This window comes from Streptomyces sp. NPDC088554, assembly GCF_044752945.1.
Taxonomy (GTDB): domain Bacteria; phylum Actinomycetota; class Actinomycetes; order Streptomycetales; family Streptomycetaceae; genus Streptomyces.
This window is the reverse complement of the sequence record NZ_JBIVMF010000027.1, coordinates 39,502-56,877: the sequence shown is the minus strand read 5'-3', so window position 1 is coordinate 56,877 and position 17,376 is coordinate 39,502. Positions and strand designations below refer to the sequence as shown.

Annotated in this window: 18 protein-coding genes; 7 read left to right on the top strand and 11 right to left on the bottom strand. The window is 67.0% G+C overall.

Annotation, left to right across the window (positions count from 1 at the left end; all coding sequences use genetic code 11):
- Window positions 1–202 precede the first annotated feature (202 nt).
- Together ACIP8W_RS26650 and ACIP8W_RS26645 are read left to right on the top strand one after the other, a co-directional pair.
- Window positions 203–1,141, top strand: a complete 939-nt coding sequence (locus ACIP8W_RS26650) for an ATP-binding cassette domain-containing protein (protein ID WP_401955385.1) — start codon at window positions 203–205, stop codon at window positions 1,139–1,141.
- On the top strand, window positions 1,138–1,875 hold the full coding sequence (locus ACIP8W_RS26645; RefSeq protein ID WP_401955384.1) for a hypothetical protein: 738 nt from the start codon (window positions 1,138–1,140) through the stop codon (window positions 1,873–1,875). Before ACIP8W_RS26650 ends, ACIP8W_RS26645 begins: the two co-directional genes overlap by 4 nt.
- Before the next feature lie 192 nt (window positions 1,876–2,067).
- Here ACIP8W_RS26645 and ACIP8W_RS26640 read toward each other — a convergent pair whose 3' ends face one another.
- From ACIP8W_RS26640 to ACIP8W_RS26600, 9 genes are all read right to left on the bottom strand, one after another.
- A complete protein-coding gene (locus ACIP8W_RS26640) occupies window positions 2,068–2,679 on the bottom strand; it encodes a hypothetical protein (protein WP_401955383.1) in 612 nt (203 codons plus the stop codon).
- Window positions 2,680–2,737: 58 nt separating this feature from the next.
- Window positions 2,738–4,075: a histidine--tRNA ligase gene (gene hisS / locus ACIP8W_RS26635; protein ID WP_402150158.1), complete on the bottom strand. Its 1,338-nt coding sequence runs from the start codon at window positions 4,073–4,075 to the stop codon at window positions 2,738–2,740.
- A gap of 780 nt (window positions 4,076–4,855) precedes the next feature.
- A complete protein-coding gene (gene fxlM / locus ACIP8W_RS26630) occupies window positions 4,856–6,091 on the bottom strand; it encodes a methyltransferase, FxLD system (protein ID WP_401955381.1) in 1,236 nt (411 codons plus the stop codon).
- A gap of 187 nt (window positions 6,092–6,278) precedes the next feature.
- Window positions 6,279–6,701 carry an ankyrin repeat domain-containing protein gene (locus ACIP8W_RS26625; RefSeq protein ID WP_401955380.1) on the bottom strand — a complete coding sequence of 141 codons (423 nt, stop codon included), beginning with the start codon at window positions 6,699–6,701 and terminating at the stop codon, window positions 6,279–6,281.
- A gap of 24 nt (window positions 6,702–6,725) precedes the next feature.
- Complete coding sequence (locus ACIP8W_RS26620) at window positions 6,726–7,031, bottom strand: hypothetical protein (protein WP_401955379.1); 306 nt, start codon at window positions 7,029–7,031, stop codon at window positions 6,726–6,728.
- A gap of 51 nt (window positions 7,032–7,082) precedes the next feature.
- Window positions 7,083–7,271, bottom strand: coding sequence for a hypothetical protein (locus ACIP8W_RS26615; protein WP_401955378.1), 189 nt, complete (start codon window positions 7,269–7,271; stop codon window positions 7,083–7,085).
- On the bottom strand, window positions 7,268–7,432 hold the full coding sequence (locus ACIP8W_RS26610) for a hypothetical protein (protein WP_401955377.1): 165 nt from the start codon (window positions 7,430–7,432) through the stop codon (window positions 7,268–7,270). Before ACIP8W_RS26610 ends, ACIP8W_RS26615 begins: the two co-directional genes overlap by 4 nt.
- 453 nt (window positions 7,433–7,885) lie before the next feature.
- Window positions 7,886–8,080 (bottom strand): DUF397 domain-containing protein, encoded by a 195-nt coding sequence (locus ACIP8W_RS26605; protein ID WP_401955376.1) that lies wholly within the window; start codon window positions 8,078–8,080, stop codon window positions 7,886–7,888.
- A gap of 13 nt (window positions 8,081–8,093) precedes the next feature.
- Window positions 8,094–8,945, bottom strand: a complete 852-nt coding sequence (locus tag ACIP8W_RS26600; protein ID WP_401955375.1) for a Scr1 family TA system antitoxin-like transcriptional regulator — start codon at window positions 8,943–8,945, stop codon at window positions 8,094–8,096.
- A gap of 244 nt (window positions 8,946–9,189) precedes the next feature.
- On the opposite strand from ACIP8W_RS26600, the gene ACIP8W_RS26595 reads away from it, so the two are divergent.
- From ACIP8W_RS26595 to ACIP8W_RS26580, 4 genes are all read left to right on the top strand, one after another.
- Entirely contained in the window at window positions 9,190–9,693 is a 504-nt protein-coding gene (locus ACIP8W_RS26595) for an ATP-binding protein (RefSeq protein WP_401955374.1), read from the top strand.
- Window positions 9,694–9,903: 210 nt separating this feature from the next.
- Window positions 9,904–10,815 carry a hypothetical protein gene (locus tag ACIP8W_RS26590; RefSeq protein ID WP_402150167.1) on the top strand — a complete coding sequence of 304 codons (912 nt, stop codon included), beginning with the start codon at window positions 9,904–9,906 and terminating at the stop codon, window positions 10,813–10,815.
- A 120-nt stretch (window positions 10,816–10,935) separates the two neighbouring features.
- Entirely contained in the window at window positions 10,936–11,931 is a 996-nt protein-coding gene (gene dapF / locus ACIP8W_RS26585; protein ID WP_401955372.1) for a diaminopimelate epimerase, read from the top strand.
- A gap of 148 nt (window positions 11,932–12,079) precedes the next feature.
- Window positions 12,080–13,024, top strand: a complete 945-nt coding sequence (locus tag ACIP8W_RS26580) for a fatty acid desaturase (RefSeq protein WP_401955371.1) — start codon at window positions 12,080–12,082, stop codon at window positions 13,022–13,024.
- A 204-nt stretch (window positions 13,025–13,228) separates the two neighbouring features.
- Here the strand turns inward: ACIP8W_RS26580 and hemC are convergent, their stop codons facing one another.
- Entirely contained in the window at window positions 13,229–14,164 is a 936-nt protein-coding gene (gene hemC / locus ACIP8W_RS26575) for a hydroxymethylbilane synthase (RefSeq protein ID WP_401955370.1), read from the bottom strand.
- 152 nt (window positions 14,165–14,316) lie between these two features.
- Entirely contained in the window at window positions 14,317–16,161 is a 1,845-nt protein-coding gene (locus ACIP8W_RS26570; RefSeq protein ID WP_402150171.1) for a bifunctional metallophosphatase/5'-nucleotidase, read from the bottom strand.
- A gap of 226 nt (window positions 16,162–16,387) precedes the next feature.
- Between ACIP8W_RS26570 and mshD the strand changes: the two genes are divergently transcribed.
- Window positions 16,388–17,308 (top strand): mycothiol synthase, encoded by a 921-nt coding sequence (gene mshD, locus ACIP8W_RS26565; RefSeq protein ID WP_401955368.1) that lies wholly within the window; start codon window positions 16,388–16,390, stop codon window positions 17,306–17,308.
- Window positions 17,309–17,376: the final 68 nt, after the last annotated feature.

Below are 17,376 nucleotides of genomic sequence, written 5' to 3'. Positions count from 1 at the left end.
GGTCACGCGCTGAACGCGCCGGACCGTCGGGAAGAGCCAGTACCCACCCCCTGATGTCGGTCCTTCCCACACCCATACTGCGTCCCCGTCTCACAACCCTCGTGCGGGTCCTGTCTTCCCCATGGGGCCCGCACGGGCCAACTCGCAGCTCAGAAGGAACAGGTCGCCCCGGTCCATCCGAGTACGGTGCAGAAAGAAAACCATGACCATTGAAGTCACCGGACTGGCCAAGTCTTACGGCAAGAAGCGCGTCGTCGACGACCTGTCCTTCGCCGTACGGCCAGGCACGGTCACCGGGTTTCTCGGCCCGAACGGCGCTGGCAAGTCCACCACACTGCGCATCCTGCTCGGGCTTGCCCGTCCGGATACCGGAACCGCTCTCATCGCTGGTCGTGCCTATCACGAGCACCCCGAACCACTGCACATGATCGGCGCGTTGATGGACGCCCGATGGGCCCACCCCAACCGGGCCGCCCGCGCCCATCTGTCGTGGCTCGCCCACACCAACCGCATCCCTGCTCACCGCGTCGACGAAGTTCTGGACCAGGTCGGACTCACCCCCGTGGCCAAGCAGCATGTGGGCGGGTTTTCTCTCGGCATGGCCCAGCGTCTCGGGCTGGCCACCGCGCTGCTCGGCGACCCCTCCGTTCTCGTCCTCGACGAACCCGCCAACGGCCTGGACCCTGAAGGCATCGCGTGGCTACGCGGCCTACTGCGTGCTCTAGCCGCAGAGGGCCGGACAGTCTTCGTCTCCAGTCACCTGCTGGCTGAAATGGCTCAGCTCGCCGACGAAGTGGTAATGATCGGCCGTGGGAAACTGCTCGCGCAGGGGCCCATCACAGACCTGACGTCCGACGCCTCCACAGACGAAGTCATGGTGCGTACCCCGCACGCCGCCAAGCTCCACGCACTGGCCGCACAGTACGGCGCAACCATCGCCGAAGCCCCGGCAGTCGCAGAAACCTTCGTCGTCACAGGCATCAGCAGCGATGCCATTGGCAAGGCGGCAGCCGACATGGGCATTGTGCTGTACGAGCTGACCCCTCGCCGCCGCACCGTCGAGGAGGCATACCTCCGACTCACTGCGGAATCAGTCGAGTACCGCGGCAATACCCGCCTCATACAGGGGAGCCAGGCATGAGCACCAACATCCTGAAGGCCGAGGCCATCAAGCTCCGCTCCCTCGCCTCGACGTGGTGGTTCCTCGGGATCGCGGCCGTCGTATCCCTCCTGTTCAGCGCCTTCGCCGTCACCCAGCCCGTAGACACGGACACCTCGGGCATCGCTGAGGCCATGGCTGGCCCCGGCCTCGGGCAGCTCCTGCTCACCCTGCTCGCTGCCCGGTCGGCCACCCAGGAGTTCCGCACCGGCACCATCTGGGCCTCCCACCTTGCCATCCCGTCTTGGCCTAAATTGCTCATCGGAAAGGCTGCCGTCGCCGCTCTGCTCACAGCGCTGGCAGGCACGGCGCTGGTGATCGGTGGACTCATCACGGCAGTGCTTGCCGACTCCACAGCCGATCTCGCCCCATCGTCCGTCCTCGAATGGCGGCAGATCCTCGCCGTTCCCGTGGCCTGTGCGATCTGCGCCGTCCTCGGCGTGGCCGTTGGAGTGCTCCTCAAGAGTGACGGCGCGGCGATCACGGTGCTGCTCCTGTGGACACTGGCCGGTGAACCCATAATGGGTGCGCTCGCGGAGTGGCTGCTTGGCATCGACATCGGCGCCTGGCTGCCGTTCGTGGCTCTGAGCGACTTCGTCGGACAGCCCGGCGCGCCATTCCCCGGCGGACCGTACACGGCAGGCTTGTACGTCGCTGCCCTGGCCGCCGCGCTGATGATCGCAGCGATCCGCGTCCAGAGCCGCCGCGAACCCTGACACAGCCCTCTACTGTGCCTCGCCCCCGAATTCCGCCCCGGCGGGGCACTCACCCCCGCCGTGTGCAGCCGCCGTTCCAGGCAGTAACACGGAAGGGCCCGCCTCGACGGCGGGCCCTCAAGAATTAACACGCGGCCTGTGCGCATCCGGCTCATCAACACCGAGTCGGGCGCCAGTGCGCACAGCCTACGATCACCCGTCGAGATACAGCAGCGCGGTAATCGTCTTCTTGCACACATCGCAGTGCATCGGCGCCTCAATACTGGCGAGGTCACATTCGATGGACGTGATGCGGTCCAGCACACCGGTTTCAGCCTCAATGATCCAGGCGTCATGCCACCGTTCGGTGTTCTCCTGAAGCCGGGAGACGTAGCCCCGCGTCATCTCGTAGAAGGCGCGAACCCCGTGCTCCTTCATATAACCCCAGTTGAACTCCAGACTCTTGAGCACAACCGGGAAAGGATGCAACGCCTGAGTCCGCCCCCAGGTTTCCAGAACATCCTGAACGTCCAGCCGGACAGCTCGTTCATCCAGAACGTCCCACATGCCCGACGCGTCGTAGTCGCCCAGAACCTGATCCAGGATGCCCGCACAACGGCGAAGGTTCGCCTGCTTCGCATCGAAGATTCTGGAGACCTCTGCACCCGCCTCGCCCGAGGGCCCCTTGCGTGCCGTGCTGATGGCGCGGGTCAACTCCGTGCTGAGAGCAGCCTCATCACATAAGGAGTCCCCGAAACTGAGCCAGGGGTCGGGAAACCCCTGCTCAGCCGTGATCTGGAAGATCCGATCCCCTTGCGTTCCCATCCGCTTCTCCTCTGATCCGTCTTGGAACGAGCCAGCAGCGGAACAGGTCCACCGCCGGTCAACTGGAGGGCGTACACCTTCGCGAGAGTTCTGCGGCCGTACGGTCGAACGGGACCTGAACCTGTTCGCCACTGTCCATGTCCCGCAACGTGACCATGCCGGCCTCCCGTTCGGCCACGCCGTAGATCACGCAGAAACGAGCTCCTTGATCGGCAGCCCATTTCATCTGCTTGGCGAACTTCCCACTTGCCCCCAGATAGATTCCGGTTCGCACACCAGCACGCCGAATTTCGGACGCCAATCGGAAGCTTTCCGCGGCCTGTTCTTCGCCCATCACCGTGACAGCTACATCAACTTGTGCGTAACTGTTCTCTTCCGTCTGCCCCAGAAGGGGCAGGATCCGTTCAATTCCCAGCGAGCCGCCGCATGCGGGAGATTCCTTGCCCCCGAGACGGCCGATCAGGCTGTCGTATCTGCCACCGGACGCGATCGACCCCGGCATGCCAGGGGCGACCACCTCGAAAATGATTCCGGTGTAGTAGTCGAGCCCGCGCACAAGATTCGGGGTGAACCCGATGCGCTCGGACGGAATCGCGCCCTTGGTGAGCTCCAGCAACTGGTCCACCTCGGCCAGGCCCACCTGACCGGTTTCACTCGCCTTCAGCTCTCCCCTGACCCGCTCGACGGCATCCTCCGCCGTCAGGTCATCGACCAAGCCCTGGGCCGTCTCCGGTGCCAGCCCACGACTGGATACCAGCTCGCTCACCACCGCCGCCGGCGAGAGCTTGTCGAGCTTGTCCAGTGTGATCAGAGCACCGGAACCGAGATCATCCGGAACCCCGTACGCCTCCAGCAGACCGAACAGGACCTGCCGGGAGTTCACCAGAAAACGAAACTCGGGCACACCGAGCGCTGCGAGCGCGTCGTGCAGCGCAAGTACGATCTCGGCGTCCGACAGAGGCGAGGACGAACCCACGATGTCCAGGTCACACTGGACGAATTCCCTGAACCTTCCCTTCCCCGGCCGGTCCGCTCGCCAGACCGGAGCAATCGCGTACCTCTTGTACGGGGAGGGGAGCTGGCTGCCGTACGCCGCCGCCGCGCGAGCCAGGGGGACGGTGAGGTCGTAGCGGAGCGCCAGATCGGCCTCTCCGGTCGCCTCGTGCTCACCTCGACGCAAGATCTTGAAGATCAGCTTGTCGCCCTCATCCCCGTACTTGCCGGTGAGCACGTCAAGCCGCTCAAAAGCGGGGGTCTGGAGCGGCTGAAAACCGTAGCGAGAGAACACCGTACGGATAGTCGCGAAAGCTCGTTCGCGCTTCTCGAACTCGGCTGCGAGGAAGTCCCGCGTCCCGGAGGCTGGATCGAACTGCTTTAAGGAGGCCATGCCGGTCATAGTCCCGGAACCCAGCGCCCCGGAGCAAAACAACACGGGACGGCGTTTCTTCCCCCGAGCCTCCCTCGATCTTCCCTGCCACTCACACCTCGCCCCGTCCGCGCGTCGGTTCCGCTCCGCGACGCACTCGCCGAGTTCGGCGGGGCGGGCAGGGTGGGGGCTCCTCTTCGGGCAAGGGCGGGCCCCCTTGGCTCCCTGCGTACGGCAGGTACGTCCCCTTCCCCGGCCGGTCCGCTCGCCAGACCGGAGCAATCGCGTACCTCTTGTACGGGGAGAGGCGCTGGCTGCCGTACGCCGCCGCGCATGCCTGCGGCGTACGCGCAGCGGTTTCCTCTCGTCCGCAGGGCGCTTGCTCCGCGCACGGCAATGCCCGGCGGGTTCCTTCTCTGCTGCGGCCGCCACAGAAAGCAGCTCAAGTTATCCTCAACTCCATCTATTCCCAATGGACTTGAGGCTAGTGTCTGCGTAGCTGAAGGGCGCCATCTCTGACCAAACGCCCTTCGATCCAAGCGAATCGGGGAAATCAGAATATGAAGCATCTATAGCCTCGTGCTGAGCAAAATGACCAATCGACCCCAGCGTGAAATCTGACTCGAATCTGAACAAATCTTGGTTCATCTCGTCGGGGTCGCCGCAAGGATGCAGCGCCCCCGACGGAAACATTGAAAAATACCTTTATAGCAAGTCCGGCGGACTCCCACGCCATTCTCTCCGGAATCATTCCGTATGAAATTCTCCGTCGGCCCACCATGCAGCGGACTTCTACGAACCGGCCTGAAATCATCCAGTAGGCCAGGAGATCGCGAAACGGAAGGACGCCCTTTCCAGAGCCTGCCCCACACGCGGCCGCTCACCGGGGGCGGCTACTGAATACGCCCTCAACTCCGCTTGCTGGTCTCGGTGTTCGCGGCCCCATGTCTGGATCTCCGCGATCAGCCGGTCTGCCGTCCGCGCGGCCTGCGGTCCGTGCGCCACAGCCCCGAACTCGAAGTCCGTCCGCTCGGGGCCGGTCGGCCGCATCGTCAGGTAGGCGAAGGATCCGGTGGCACTGTCGAGGAGAGTGGCAACCCCCCGGCGCGACCAGGAGGCGACCACGCCACGGTCGCGCGCCTGCCGGGTGGCCGCCAGGAGTGCGAACTCGGGCAGGACGGAGACCAACCACAGCTCCAGTCCGTCGGACGGCAGGCCGAGCCCCAGAGTCACTCCGGACCACGCTTCGGTCCGTGGCCGGGACAGCGCCTTGCGCAACTGTTCGACGTCCACCCGTCCCTCATCCAGGCGCAGGCCGACCTCCTCGCCCTCACCCTCATGCAGGATGACCAGTTCCTCGTCCCGAGCTCCGGCCCCGCGCATGGGTACGAAGCCACAGACCTCGAAGTCCCGGGCCACCAAACGCCCTTCTTCGCGCTGGAGAGCGACCGACCAGGTCAGCCCTCGCAGTCGCAGCGGCACCACAATCCGCCCGTTCTCCGCGAGTTGCTCCACCCAGGCCGCTGCGAGATCGGACGCCTCGACCGTCACCACGATGCGGTCGTACGGAGCGTGCTCGGGCTCACCCTCCTCGCCATCGACAACGAGAGCGTGTACGTGCCCGTACCCCGCGGCGGGCAGCAGCGATCGGGCTCGGTCGATGACATCGGGGTCAATGTCGATGGTGGTGACCTCTCCGCCGTCACCGACCAGTTCCGCGATCAGCGCCGCGTTATAGCCACCTGAGCCGATCTCCAGGACCCTCATTCCCGGGCGGATATCGGCCTGCTCCAGCATGAACGCCTGGATACGGGCGGCGCTGACCGAGCTGAGCGCCACGCCACGCTCGTCCCTCTTCGTGACCAGCGCGCGTTCCGCCGCGTACGCCCCCTCCAGCGTCTCCTCAGGCATGAACAGGTGCCGGGGAACGGTACGGACGGCCCTCTCGACCGCGTCGGTACGGATCGCGCTCAGCCCGCGCAGCTCGACGATCATCTTCTCGCGCAGTGCATCGACATGGGCCGGTTCCGCATTTTCGTTTTCCATCGGGCGGAGTGTAGTCACGCCGTTACTCTCCCGTCAGGCACACGTGAAGGCACCACACCACTCACGCCCCCGCTCCGGCTACCGCACCGGGTTCCCGTTCAGCAACGCGCTCGCCGAGTTCGGCGGCAGTCGACTGGGCGCGTCGTCGGGTAGAGGGGGCCGCCCCAAGGCTGTCCCCTCTACTCCTTCACTTTCCGGACGCAGCCGCTACCAGCAACTCTTCAACCGCGCGATGCGCATCGACGTCCTCGTCCCAGCCTCGCGCCCAGTCAAGAGCCGAACCACCGGCGCTCTCCCGAAGGAGCGGATCCGCGCCATGCCCGAGGAGCAGCTCGGTCAGTGCCAGGTCCGCGTGCGCCGCAGCCGCCGCGAGAGGCAGACCACCGCGCCGGCCACGAGACGCTTCATTCGGCGCGGCTCCCGCCTGGAGCAACAAGGCCGCGCAGCGGAACTCGCCCTGCACCACCGCCAGATAGAGAGCGGTAGCGCCCTCGAACCGAGCGTTCGGATCCGCACCGAGCGCCAGCGTCTTTTCCAGATCTCCCACTCGACCATTCGCAGCCGCTTCACAAAGCCGCTTCGGGAGCTTCTTCCTCGCCCTGTTGTTCATGCTTCGTCCGGGCACATGGCACGTTCACTTCTTGGAACTGCGGAACGTGCAGTGGTGCGCCCGGTACCCCTTTCCGTACTTACGACTGATCTGATCCTGTACGTCGCTCTGCGCGGCCTTCTGTGCCGCGCTCTTGCTCTTTCCCGTTCCGCTCCCCTTCAACTGCTTGTTGCCGTGGTCGCCCTTCCCGATCTTCTCCACGCCGCACGTGGCCGTCGAGTGCCACCGCTTCGGCGGCTTCGCCTCGACGGACGTTTCGGCATGGGCCGTCCCCGTCAGGGGCAGCATGAGGCACGCAACAGCGGCAAGCCAGCGCATACACGTCTTCATGGAGTTCCCTCTCCTGTTGTCTTTTTCGGCGGTCCGGTCCGAGTCCACCACTCACACCCCGCCCCGGCTGCTGCGCCGGTTCCGTTCGGCGACGCGCTCGCTGAGCTCGGCGTCGGTGGGCGACGGGGGTTCCTCGTCGGGCGGGGGCGCCGGGTCTTTCCGTACGACCAGGGCGCCATCCGCGCCGTACACCTCGATCAGCAACGACAGCCGCCGTCGCGCCTCGCTGCCGTCGCTCATCCGGGCAGCCTCCTGAGCCCGCGCAGTACGCGCATCAGCAACTCCGGTGTCGATTCGGCGAATCCGAGCGCGGTCCCCGACGCGTTCTCCCGGGCTTCCGGTAACTCCGGTTCCTCGGCGAGTCGTTGGCGCGTGGTCGTGTGGCTCACTGTGAGCGTCATACGTTCCGTCTCCTCCGCGTGACGGGGCGGGGGCCGCCCCCTCGGCTCCCCGCGCGCCGGCGTGACGAGCGGCAGGAGGAGCGGGAGGGGGCGACCCTTCGGGCGCTCTCCCCCAACTGGCGTAAGTCCGAGGAGAGTTGCGCACAGCTCCGGGCACGGGCCTGCCTAGGAATCGGCCCGGAGCTGCGGCATGAGAGGACGCTAGCGTTTGCGACCGATCCGTATCAAGTGTTTGACTCTAATGAGTGATACGGGTCATTACTTCTAGTGCTACGAGGGCACACAGGCTAGCGTCCCTCCCCAGTCGCCCGTGAGTACCGGCACATACCGATCCGGAGATCCAGTCAAGAGAAGCGCGCGAGTGCACCCCCGCGAAGAGAGCACCCACGCGAACGGGCGGCCTCCATCTGCGCCGATGGTGACCGCCCGCTGCACTGCTGCGACATGGCGAACTCACGCCATATCGTCGAACTCGCCTTCCTTGGCGCCGCCGAGGAACGCGCGGAGCTTGGCGCGGGTGGTGCGGATGACCACGTCCGGGTTGTCGCTCTCGCGCATCAGGATCTCGCCGTCGTACTCAGCGAGTTCGAGGCACTCGGCCTGATCGTGCTCACCCGACTTTGAGGACTTGCGCCATTGAATGTGCATGAACTTCACGCCTTCAGATTTGTTGTGCGACTTTATCGATGAAGTCTCTGGACTGCTGCGGATCAAGCGCCTTCTCTTCGGCGCGGTCGAGCACAGCACGCCAGTTGGAGAGACGTAGTTCCGCATCTACGAACCCTGAACCGGTCGGCGTGTCCGTCTGCACCGTGTCCAGCTGTGGGACAGGCCCGTAGACGTAGTGCGCCGAGCTGCTCCCGTGCGGGATTCCACCTGCGGAGAACGGAATCACCAAGATGGTCACGTTGTCTCGTTCCGACTCGACCAGAAGGCTCTTGAGCTGACCTCGGAGAACCTCCGGGCCGCCGAATGTCATACGCAAGGCAGCCTCATGAATGAGAAACGTGCAGTCCGGTGGGTTCTCCCGGTCGAGTACGTCCCTCCTCTTCAGCCGGTGCGAGACCAAGCGGCGCTGACGCGCCGGGCTTCGCGGCGGAACGAATTCGGAGTAAACCGCGCGGATGTAGTTCTCGTTCTGCAGCAGACCAGGCACATGCATGATCTGCATGCCACGGATCGCAACCGCGTGATACTCCAGCTCGGCCAGGTCGAGAGCTACATCATGAAGCTCACCTCGGTAGTCCTCCCACCAACCGTTTATGCGCTCAGCCGCCATGGCTGCAAGAGCGTCAACGTAAGCCGCGTCAGTGCAGCCGTACTTCTCGGCCCACGATCGAACCCGCTCGGGACTCACACCGAAGCGACCCGACTCCGTGTTGCTGACGGTGGTGCGGTCGGTGGCGAGCATCGGGGCGGCCTGGGCGATGGAAAGGCCGGCGCTCTGCCGGATCTTGCGCAGTTCGCTGCCCAACCGGCACTGCCGCACCGTGGGCTCCTTCCTCGGTGGCATCAGCCTCTCCTCTTCGCAGTATCTCCATTGTGACTGGCGTCTCGATGATAGCGAACCGGTCGCGCCCCTGCTCCAGTTGCGTACAAGTAGTTGTACGGCGCGCTATGGTCATCCCAGCACCGCGTCGCCGCCAGTAAGACCGAAGTGCAGCCGCTTCCGCGCGCCTTGAACCTCGCGCCCGGTACGGCCATTGCCACGCATGGCGTGCAACGCACCTGTTCACAGACCGCGTTGGGAGAACGCCATGACCACCGTCACCGCCACCGCACCCCCTCCGCCCCCGCCCCCGCAGGGCGGGGAGACCTATCGGCTGGCGCTGCCGAACACGCCTGTCGCCGCCAAAATCGCACGTGATTTCGTCAGTTCACTGTTGGGGACCAGCAGTCACCGCACCCGGCCCGAGCTGGTCGACGACGCGCGGCTGTGCACCACCGAAGTCGTCACCAACGCTCATCGGCACACCAGAACCCCGCTGATCCGCGTTCATGTGACGGTGGGCCACCGGGATGTGACCGTCTCCGTGACGGATGACCGGCCCTGGGCCCTGCCCATGCCCGCGCCCACCGCAACAGAGGACACAGAAGACAGCGAAGACGCAGAAGACGCCGAGGGCGGGCGGGGGATTTCGTTGGTGGCGAGCCTCGCGGTGGCGTGGGGCGCGACGATTTACGGGGGCGAGGACAGTTGCCGCAAGGCGATCTGGTTCACCCTCAGGAACGTCGATACGGCGACCCGGACGCCCGGGTGAACGGGGTCGTGGGGTTCGTCGTCGTGGCCATCGCCCTCGCCTCGGTCGCGGTGGGAATGGTCTACGCGGCCGTACCGGCTCGGCGCCCCCTCGCTCCCATGGCGGATACGGCAGGCGCGGCGGACATGGATGAAGGCGTGGTTGTCACGCCGGAGACGCTCCGGAATCATGTGGCGCCGGAGTGCTTCCGCCGGACCCCGGGGGCCATTGATGACTGCCGTACCTGTCCGCCGCGACCTGACCGGCCGCATCGCGGACGGACTCTCCTCCCCGTTGCTCAACGCGGTGATCGGGATCGCCGGGATCGCGGTGCCCGTGGTCGCCTGGATCAGCGAGACCACGAGGGCGAAGAACACCTTGTTCGCGGTGGAGACCGTTCTCGTACTGCTTCTGGTCGCCAACCATGTGTGGTTACGAAGGGCATATATCTCGCTTCGGAGGGCCAACAGCCGTGAGATGGCCGATCGGCAGTACTTCGACCGGGTTCGCACTCAGTTGGAGAACGAACTCATCGCCGACTTCGGGGAGATCGCGGACGGACATCTCCAGGTGTACGCATCGGAAGTTCCGCGGCTCTCGGTACTGCTGTACAAGGTCCTCATCGAGTGCGAGTCCGAGCCCAGACGCGTGCTGGCCGCCGATCTGACCGTCAATCCGGACCTGCTCACCCAGCGGCGGGAGTACCTCGCCGTCAATCGTCGACTCGTCGAAACAGGCGGCACGATCCAGCGGCTGTTCATCACCCGGGCCTCCGACCTGGCACAGGAGGTTTTCGCGACAGCTCTGTTGCAACTGATCAATCACCACCGCGCTCTCGGCGTCCAGTGCGGAATCGCCGTACGTGACCGGCTCCGGGCGGATCAGGCCATCGACTTCGTGGTCGTCTCGGGGGCCGCCGTGCTGGTGGAGGAGGAGCAGGGTGACGCGGAGTACACGCGCGGTCGCTCGTCCGTGTACTTCAAGCAGGTCGACCGCTGGACAGGGCGCTTCGAGTCGATCTGGGGACACGGCACCACCTCCGCCCCTTTCATACTCCAGTCCTACGAGGCGGCGGTACGTCCGATGCTCGACGGTGGCGGCTGGGACGCGGCGCGGGCGCGGGCGGTCGTGAACGGGCTGTGAGGACCGGCAGCCCTTCCCCCCGATCCGGACAGCGGCCGGTTGTCCCAACGCCTCGGTAGAATGGCCGCTACCAGCCGGTCTGCGAGGCCGGTGCGAGTCGGAAAGCGGTCCTCGCCAGCCATGTCATCTCTCTCGATCGCCAAGACCCACGGATCGCGTAACGACATCTTCGTGATCGACGGCGCCCCGGACGATCATTTTTCCTCCGCCGAACTGTCCCGCGCTGTGGAACGACTGTGCGACCGGCGGCAAGGTCTGGGCAGCGATGGCGTGTACTTCCTCGCCGACAACGGGGACGGATCGGCCAAGGCGTGGTTCTTCAACCCGGACGGTTCGCCCGCCCTGCTGTGCGGCAATGGCATGCGCTGTGCCGGTCGGCTGCTGCTGGACCGGTACGAGGCGGAGACGGCCGTGGTGCACACGGGACCGTACAGCTTCACCGTGCGTAACGCGGAGGACACCCCGCAGGGGGTTCGACAGGTCTCGGTGGAGCTGCCTCCGGTCGACTTCACCCCTGCCGACCCGATCGTGGCCGATGTCCGGTGGCCCTTCGTCGGGCAGGTTCTGCCCGCTTTCCACGCCACTCGCGCGATGTCCGCGCTGGCGGTGCCCAACTCCCATCTGGTCAGCATCGTCGGCGCCTACGACGAGGCGGAGCTGGTGGAGACCGGGCGGCGGGTGGCCGACCAGACCGAGGCGTTTCCGATCGGTGCCAATGTCTCCTTCGTCCTGCCCCTGGATGACGAAGAGGTGTTCATCCGTACCTTCGAGCGCGGCGCCGGGCTGACCCCGTCCTGCGGTTCGGGGATTGCGGCCTCGCGTGCCGTGTACTCCAAGCTGGGGCCGGTCGACCCTGATGTCCGGCTGCGGGTACGCAACGCGGGCGGCCCTGCCCGGTCCTGGCTCCAGGAGAGCAACGGCCGGTGGCAGCCCGTCCTGGAGGGCAACGCCACCGTGGTCTACCGCACCGAACTGAACCCCGCCGATCTGCTGGGTGACGCGCCACTGGAGTTCACCGGGGAGACCTATCTCTCCGAGGTCAACGCGTTCGCCGCGCTGTTCGAGGACAACCTCAAGGCGCTGCACACGGCCGGGGTCAATCCAGCCATGGGTTAGGTGGGGGATGGTCACTCATTTAACGGTCTTGACGGTCATTGCCTCCGGGGTCGTTCTGCGCCAGTGCGACCGCTGGTGGTTCAGCCCGTACCGGTGGTGGTTCGACCCGTTACCCCTCAGCGGGTTCTCGGGTTCGTTGCGGTCCTCCATGGCTCTGCAACGCAGCCGATCCAACAACCTCACCCCGGCTCTTCTGCTCGCCGGGCACTGGCTGGAGCTGGCCGGCTGGTGGTTGCTGGCCTCGCGTACGGGCCCTGTGGGCTGGGTCATCGCGGCTCTGATGGTGTCGGTGAAGTTCCGGCATCTCCAGGAGGTCAGCCACTTCGCTGTCCACGGTGTGCTCACCCGCAGCGGTGTTCTGGGCACCGTACTGACCGAAGCGACAGTGCACGCACCACTCGGCTTCGTACCGGTGCCCGTTCGGCGGGAAAAACACGTCCGCCGGCACCATCCCAACGCGACAGTTGCCGGTGTCGACCCCAATCTCGCTGAACTCCGTATGGCGGGTCTGCGTCCCGGAGTCGGCTCCTGGCGGTTCGCTCTGGCAATGGTGTTCCCACTGACCATCGGCGGGGTGACGGACACCTGCCGCAGTCTGGTCCGCAACCTGAACCCGCTGGGTGCCGACTGGTGGCGGCTGGGTGCCTTCGTCGTTGTTCCACTGACTCTGGGGAGCCTCCTGGGCTGGCCCGTCGCCGTGTTCGGCTTTCTCCTGCCGAGGCTGCTGCTCTACCCCCAACTGGCCTGGATGTCGCTGCTGGTGGAACACCGCTGGTTCGATGCCGGGCCCGCCACCGGAGGCCCCGCCGCCATCGAAGCCGCCCGCTGCCTGCGGCTGTATCCGCATCATCGTGCGCTGGCACTGCTCGCCCGAGGCACCTGGCTTCCGTACGGCGACCTGTTCCACTACGCCCACTCGGTCCACCCGGCGGTGCGCTGGAACTACCTGCCTTTTCTGGAACGCGCCATAGGCACCCCCGCCTACACCCCGGCCGCTCTGCTGCTCGGCGGCTCCGCGGTGATTCCCCACCATCATCGCGCCCTCGGCGGAGGAGGTGCGGCGGGTGCACGAGCGGGCCGGCCACGCGGCTGACGAGATCCATCACGTACCGCTCAGTGTGTGACCACGGGCCGCCCGGCACGGGTGACCTGCACTCGCGCCCGTCAGCGCGCGATGTTCCCGTCAGTGCGCGATGTTCCCGTCAGTGCGCGATGTTCCCGTCAGTGCGCGATGTCCCCGTCAGTGCGCGATGTCCCCGTCAGTGCGCGATGTCCCCGTCAGCGCGCGATGTTCCCGTCAGTGCGCGATGCTGTCGATCAGCTCGCGCGCGCCCTGCCGCAGCAGGGTGACCGCCACCGACGTACCGAGGGTGGCCGGGTCCAGGGGGCCCGCCCATTCGTGGGCGTTCAGTACGGTCTTGCCGTCGAGGGTGAAGACGCACGCCCGCAGCGAGAGGTCACCGTTGGGCAGGGACCTGGCGTAGCCCGCGATGGGTGAGTTGCAGTGGCCCTGGAGGACGTGGAGGAACATGCGTTCCGCCGTGGTCTCGCGGTAGGTGTGCGGGTCGCCGAGGGCGCTGACCGCCTCGATGAGGGCCCCGTCGTCCTCGCGGCACTGGAGGGCCAGGACGCCCGCGCCGATGGGCGGGCACATGACCTCGGGCGAGAGGATCTCGGTGATCACGTCGGGGCGGCCGATGCGCTCCAGGCCCGCGACGGCCAGGAGCAGCGCGTCGGCCTCGCCCGCGGCGAGCTTCTCCAGTCGGCGGTTGGCGTTGCCCCGGAAGGGGACGCACTCCACGTGGGGGTGGGACGCGGCGAGTTGGGCGATGCGGCGGACGGAGGAGGTGCCGATCCTGGTGCCCGCGGGGAGCTCGTCGAGGGTCAGGCCCGCCGGGTGGATCAGGGCGTCGCGGATGTCGTCGCGCTTGAGGAACGCGGCGAAGACCGTGCCCGCGGGGAGCGGGCGGTCCGCCGGGATGTCCTTGACGCAGTGCACCGCGAGGTCCGCCTCCCCGGCCAGCAACGCCGCGTCGACCTCCTTGGTGAACGCGCCCTTGCCCTCGACCAGGCTCAGGTCGCCCATCCACTTGTCGCCGGTGGTCTTCACCGGGACGACCTCGGTGACGGTCCCGGGATACAGCGCGGCCAGCTCTCCGCGTACACGCTCCACCTGGGCCAGGGCCATGGGCGAGTCGCGGGAGACGATACGGATCAGCTCAGGGGCGGACATGCGTCCACGATAGCCCCACGGGCCCCTCCCCCCGGGTGCCGGTGCCCCTCGCCGACGGGCGGTCCCCCACACCGCTCCGTACACACGGAAGGCCCCCGTACGCCGAAGGGCGGTGAGCGCACGGCCCACCGCCCTTCGGGAGAACTCCGCGGTTACTTGATGATCGTGATCCGGTCCGCCGCCGGCGGGGCGAGCGGGGCGGTCGGGGTGGAGTTGGCCTTCAGGTAGGCGTTGAACATGTCCAGGTCAGAGGCGCCGACCAGCTTGTCGGTGCCCTGACCGAAGGCGGGGAAGCCGTCGCCCGCGCCCGCGAGGAACTCGTTCATGGTGACGCGGTAGGGCTTCGCCGGGTCGATCGGCTCACCGTTCAGCCGGACCGAGTCCGTGATGACGCGGGCCGCGCCCGTCTTCGTCATGTCCAGGGTGTAGGTGAAGCCCTTCGAGACCTGGAGGATCTTCGGGGACGCCTCGTTCGAGCCGCTGACCTGCTGCTGGAGCGCGGCGAGCAGTTGCGCGCCCGTCAGGGTGATCGTGTTGGTCATGTTGGTGAACGGCTGGACCGTGAACACCTCACCGTAGGTCACGACACCGTCGCCCTCGGCGCCGGACGCCTTGTGGACCAGGTCGGCCCTGATCCCGCCCGAGTTCATGAAGGCGATCTGCGCCCCGCCCTTGTCGGCCGCCGAGGTGCCCGCGAGCTGGGCGTCCGCGATGAGGTCGCCGAGAGGGGTTTCGAGGGTCGTGGCGCCACGACCGTTGATGTCGGCCGAGATGTAGCCCTGCGGGGTGCCCGCGATCGGCGCGGCCAGCTTGTTCCAGCGGGCGATCAGGTCGGTCATGTCCTGGGCCTTGGCCTGGTCACGGCTGACGATGTGATTGGCCGACTTGACGCTCGTCCGCACGATGTCCTTCGTACGCAGGTCGTACGTCAACGTGGTGTCCGTGTAGAGCTTGCCGAACGACGCCGCCGACGTCACCAGCCGCGGGTTCCCCGACGGGTCCGGGATCGTGCACGCGTACGCCTGGTGCGTGTGGCCGGTGACCAGCGCGTCGACCTTCGGCGAGATGCCCTTGGCGATGTCGACGATCGGGCCGGAGATACCGTCACCGGCACCCGGGCTGTCACAGTCGTAGTTGTACGCGCTGGAGGCCGGCGCGCCGCCCTCGTGGATCAGGGCGACGATCGACTTCACGCCCTTCTTGTCCAGCTCCTTGGCGTACTTGTTGACCGTCTCGATCTCGTCGTGGAACTTCAGCCCCTTGACACCCTCGGCGGTCACGACGTTCGGCGTGCCCTCCAGGGTCACCCCGATGAAACCGATCTTGACGCCGTTCTTCTTCCAGACCGTGTACGGCTTGAGTATCGGCTTGCCGGTCTTCTCCGACGTCACATTGGCCGCGAGGTACGGGAAGTCCGCGCCCTTGAACTTCTTGCCCTTCTCGAAACAGCCCGCCGTGGGGTGACAGCCGCCGTTCTGGAGCCGGGCCAGCTCGACCGCGCCCTCGTCGAACTCGTGGTTGCCGACCGCCGTCACATCGAGCTTGATCTTGTTGAGCGCCTCGATGGTCGGCTCGTCGTGGAACAGGCCGGAGAGCAGCGGACTCGCGCCCACCATGTCGCCGCCCGCCGCCGTGATGGAGTACGGGTGCCCCTTGCGCGCGGTGCGCAGCGAGGTCGCCAGGTACTCGACGCCACCGGCGGGGATCGCCTTGACCGTGCCGTCCGCCTGCTTCTCGCTGACGTTCCCGGCCGAACCGGCGGGCGGTTCGAGGGTGCCGTGCAGGTCGTTGAAGGACAACAGCTGTACGTCGACGGTCTTCGGCTTCTGCCGGTCGTGCCCCTTGGCCGGGCCGTGGTTCTGCGCGGTGGCCGGCATCGCGGCGACGAGGGCGCCCACGGTGGCCAGACCCGCGGCGGCGGCGAGCACCCGCCGGGCCGCACGGTTCGTCGTCACGCGCTTCTTTGTCGCACGGTTCTTCTGCGGATTCGCTGACATTGTCCCCTGATCCCTGTACATACGGCAGACCCCTGTGCATGTGACGTGGCGCCTGAATTCGCCCGCCCGAAGGGCCGCGAGCCGCAGCCTAAGGTCAACGCGCGTAGCGCAACAGGGGGTGCCGGGTTACGAGCTGGTTGCCTTTGCGGCCGGGCAAAGGCCGCGTACACGGCCTCCGGTACGGGCGCGCCATCGCCCCCGGCACCCTCGCCGTACCCTCGGACCCATGACTGACGCAGCAGCCCGCGAGCCCGGCCGGCAGATCCAGACCCTCGACGCGCTCACCCCCGAGCAGGCCGAGGAGGTGCTCGCCCTGCTCGCCGAAGCCGCCGCCTCCGACGGGGTGCAGGCCGTCTCCGAACAGGGCCGGCTCCAGTTGCGCGGCGGCCACCGCCAGGGCGTACGGCACTTCCTGCTCACCGTCGACGGCGAACTCTCCGGGTACGGACAGCTGGAGGACACCGACCCCGTCGAGGCGCCCGCCGTCGAGCTGGTCATCCGCCCCGGGGCCCGGGGCCGGGGGCACGGGCGGGCGCTGGGGACGGCGCTGCTGGGCGCGTCGGGGAAGCGGCTGCGGGCGTGGGCGCACGGCGGGAAGCCCGCGGCACGGCATCTGGCGCAGGTGCTCGGGCTGACCCTCTTCCGTGAACTGCGGCAGCTGCGGCGCCCGTTGGCCCCACTCGCCATCGCGGAGCCGGTGCTGCCCGCCGGGGTGACCGTCCGCACCTTCGTCCCCGGGCAGGACGACACCGCCTGGCTCGCCGTCAACTCCGCCGCCTTCGCGCACCACCCGGAGCAGGGCTCGCTGGCCCAGCGGGACCTGGACGACCGGATCGCCGAGCCGTGGTTCGACCCGAAGGGCTTCTTCCTGGCCGAGCGGGACGGGCGGCTGATCGGCTTCCACTGGACGAAGACGCACGCCGAGGAGCAGCTCGGCGAGGTGTACGTCGTCGGCATCAGCCCCGACGCGCAGGGCGGCGGCCTCGGCAAGGCGCTGACCGCGATCGGGCTGCGCCATCTGGCGGCGCAGGCGCTGCCGACCGCGATGCTGTACGTGGACGCGGACAACACGGCGGCGGTGACGGTGTACGAGCGGCTCGGGTTCCGTACGTACGAGGTGGACCTGATGTACCGCACCGAGTCCTGACCCGCCGAGGCGGCAGTAGCGAGACAGGTAAGGGGCGCCGGCTATTGACGGCGCCCCTTACCTACGAC

Bases quoted from the DNA above. Each gene is read 5' to 3' on its own strand.
- ACIP8W_RS26650 (WP_401955385.1), top strand. From the start codon at position 203: ATGACCATTGAAGTCACCGGACTGGCCAAGTCTTACGGCAAGAAGCGC.
- ACIP8W_RS26645 (WP_401955384.1), top strand. From the start codon at position 1,138: ATGAGCACCAACATCCTGAAGGCCGAGGCCATCAAGCTCCGCTCCCTC.
- ACIP8W_RS26640 (WP_401955383.1), bottom strand. From the start codon at position 2,679: ATGGGAACGCAAGGGGATCGGATCTTCCAGATCACGGCTGAGCAGGGG.
- hisS (WP_402150158.1), bottom strand. From the start codon at position 4,075: ATGACCGGCATGGCCTCCTTAAAGCAGTTCGATCCAGCCTCCGGGACG.
- fxlM (WP_401955381.1), bottom strand. From the start codon at position 6,091: ATGGAAAACGAAAATGCGGAACCGGCCCATGTCGATGCACTGCGCGAG.
- ACIP8W_RS26625 (WP_401955380.1), bottom strand. From the start codon at position 6,701: ATGAACAACAGGGCGAGGAAGAAGCTCCCGAAGCGGCTTTGTGAAGCG.
- ACIP8W_RS26620 (WP_401955379.1), bottom strand. From the start codon at position 7,031: ATGAAGACGTGTATGCGCTGGCTTGCCGCTGTTGCGTGCCTCATGCTG.
- ACIP8W_RS26615 (WP_401955378.1), bottom strand. From the start codon at position 7,271: ATGAGCGACGGCAGCGAGGCGCGACGGCGGCTGTCGTTGCTGATCGAG.
- ACIP8W_RS26610 (WP_401955377.1), bottom strand. From the start codon at position 7,432: ATGACGCTCACAGTGAGCCACACGACCACGCGCCAACGACTCGCCGAG.
- ACIP8W_RS26605 (WP_401955376.1), bottom strand. From the start codon at position 8,080: ATGCACATTCAATGGCGCAAGTCCTCAAAGTCGGGTGAGCACGATCAG.
- ACIP8W_RS26600 (WP_401955375.1), bottom strand. From the start codon at position 8,945: ATGCCACCGAGGAAGGAGCCCACGGTGCGGCAGTGCCGGTTGGGCAGC.
- ACIP8W_RS26595 (WP_401955374.1), top strand. From the start codon at position 9,190: ATGACCACCGTCACCGCCACCGCACCCCCTCCGCCCCCGCCCCCGCAG.
- ACIP8W_RS26590 (WP_402150167.1), top strand. From the start codon at position 9,904: ATGACTGCCGTACCTGTCCGCCGCGACCTGACCGGCCGCATCGCGGAC.
- dapF (WP_401955372.1), top strand. From the start codon at position 10,936: ATGTCATCTCTCTCGATCGCCAAGACCCACGGATCGCGTAACGACATC.
- ACIP8W_RS26580 (WP_401955371.1), top strand. From the start codon at position 12,080: ATGGCTCTGCAACGCAGCCGATCCAACAACCTCACCCCGGCTCTTCTG.
- hemC (WP_401955370.1), bottom strand. From the start codon at position 14,164: ATGTCCGCCCCTGAGCTGATCCGTATCGTCTCCCGCGACTCGCCCATG.
- ACIP8W_RS26570 (WP_402150171.1), bottom strand. From the start codon at position 16,161: ATGTCAGCGAATCCGCAGAAGAACCGTGCGACAAAGAAGCGCGTGACG.
- mshD (WP_401955368.1), top strand. From the start codon at position 16,388: ATGACTGACGCAGCAGCCCGCGAGCCCGGCCGGCAGATCCAGACCCTC.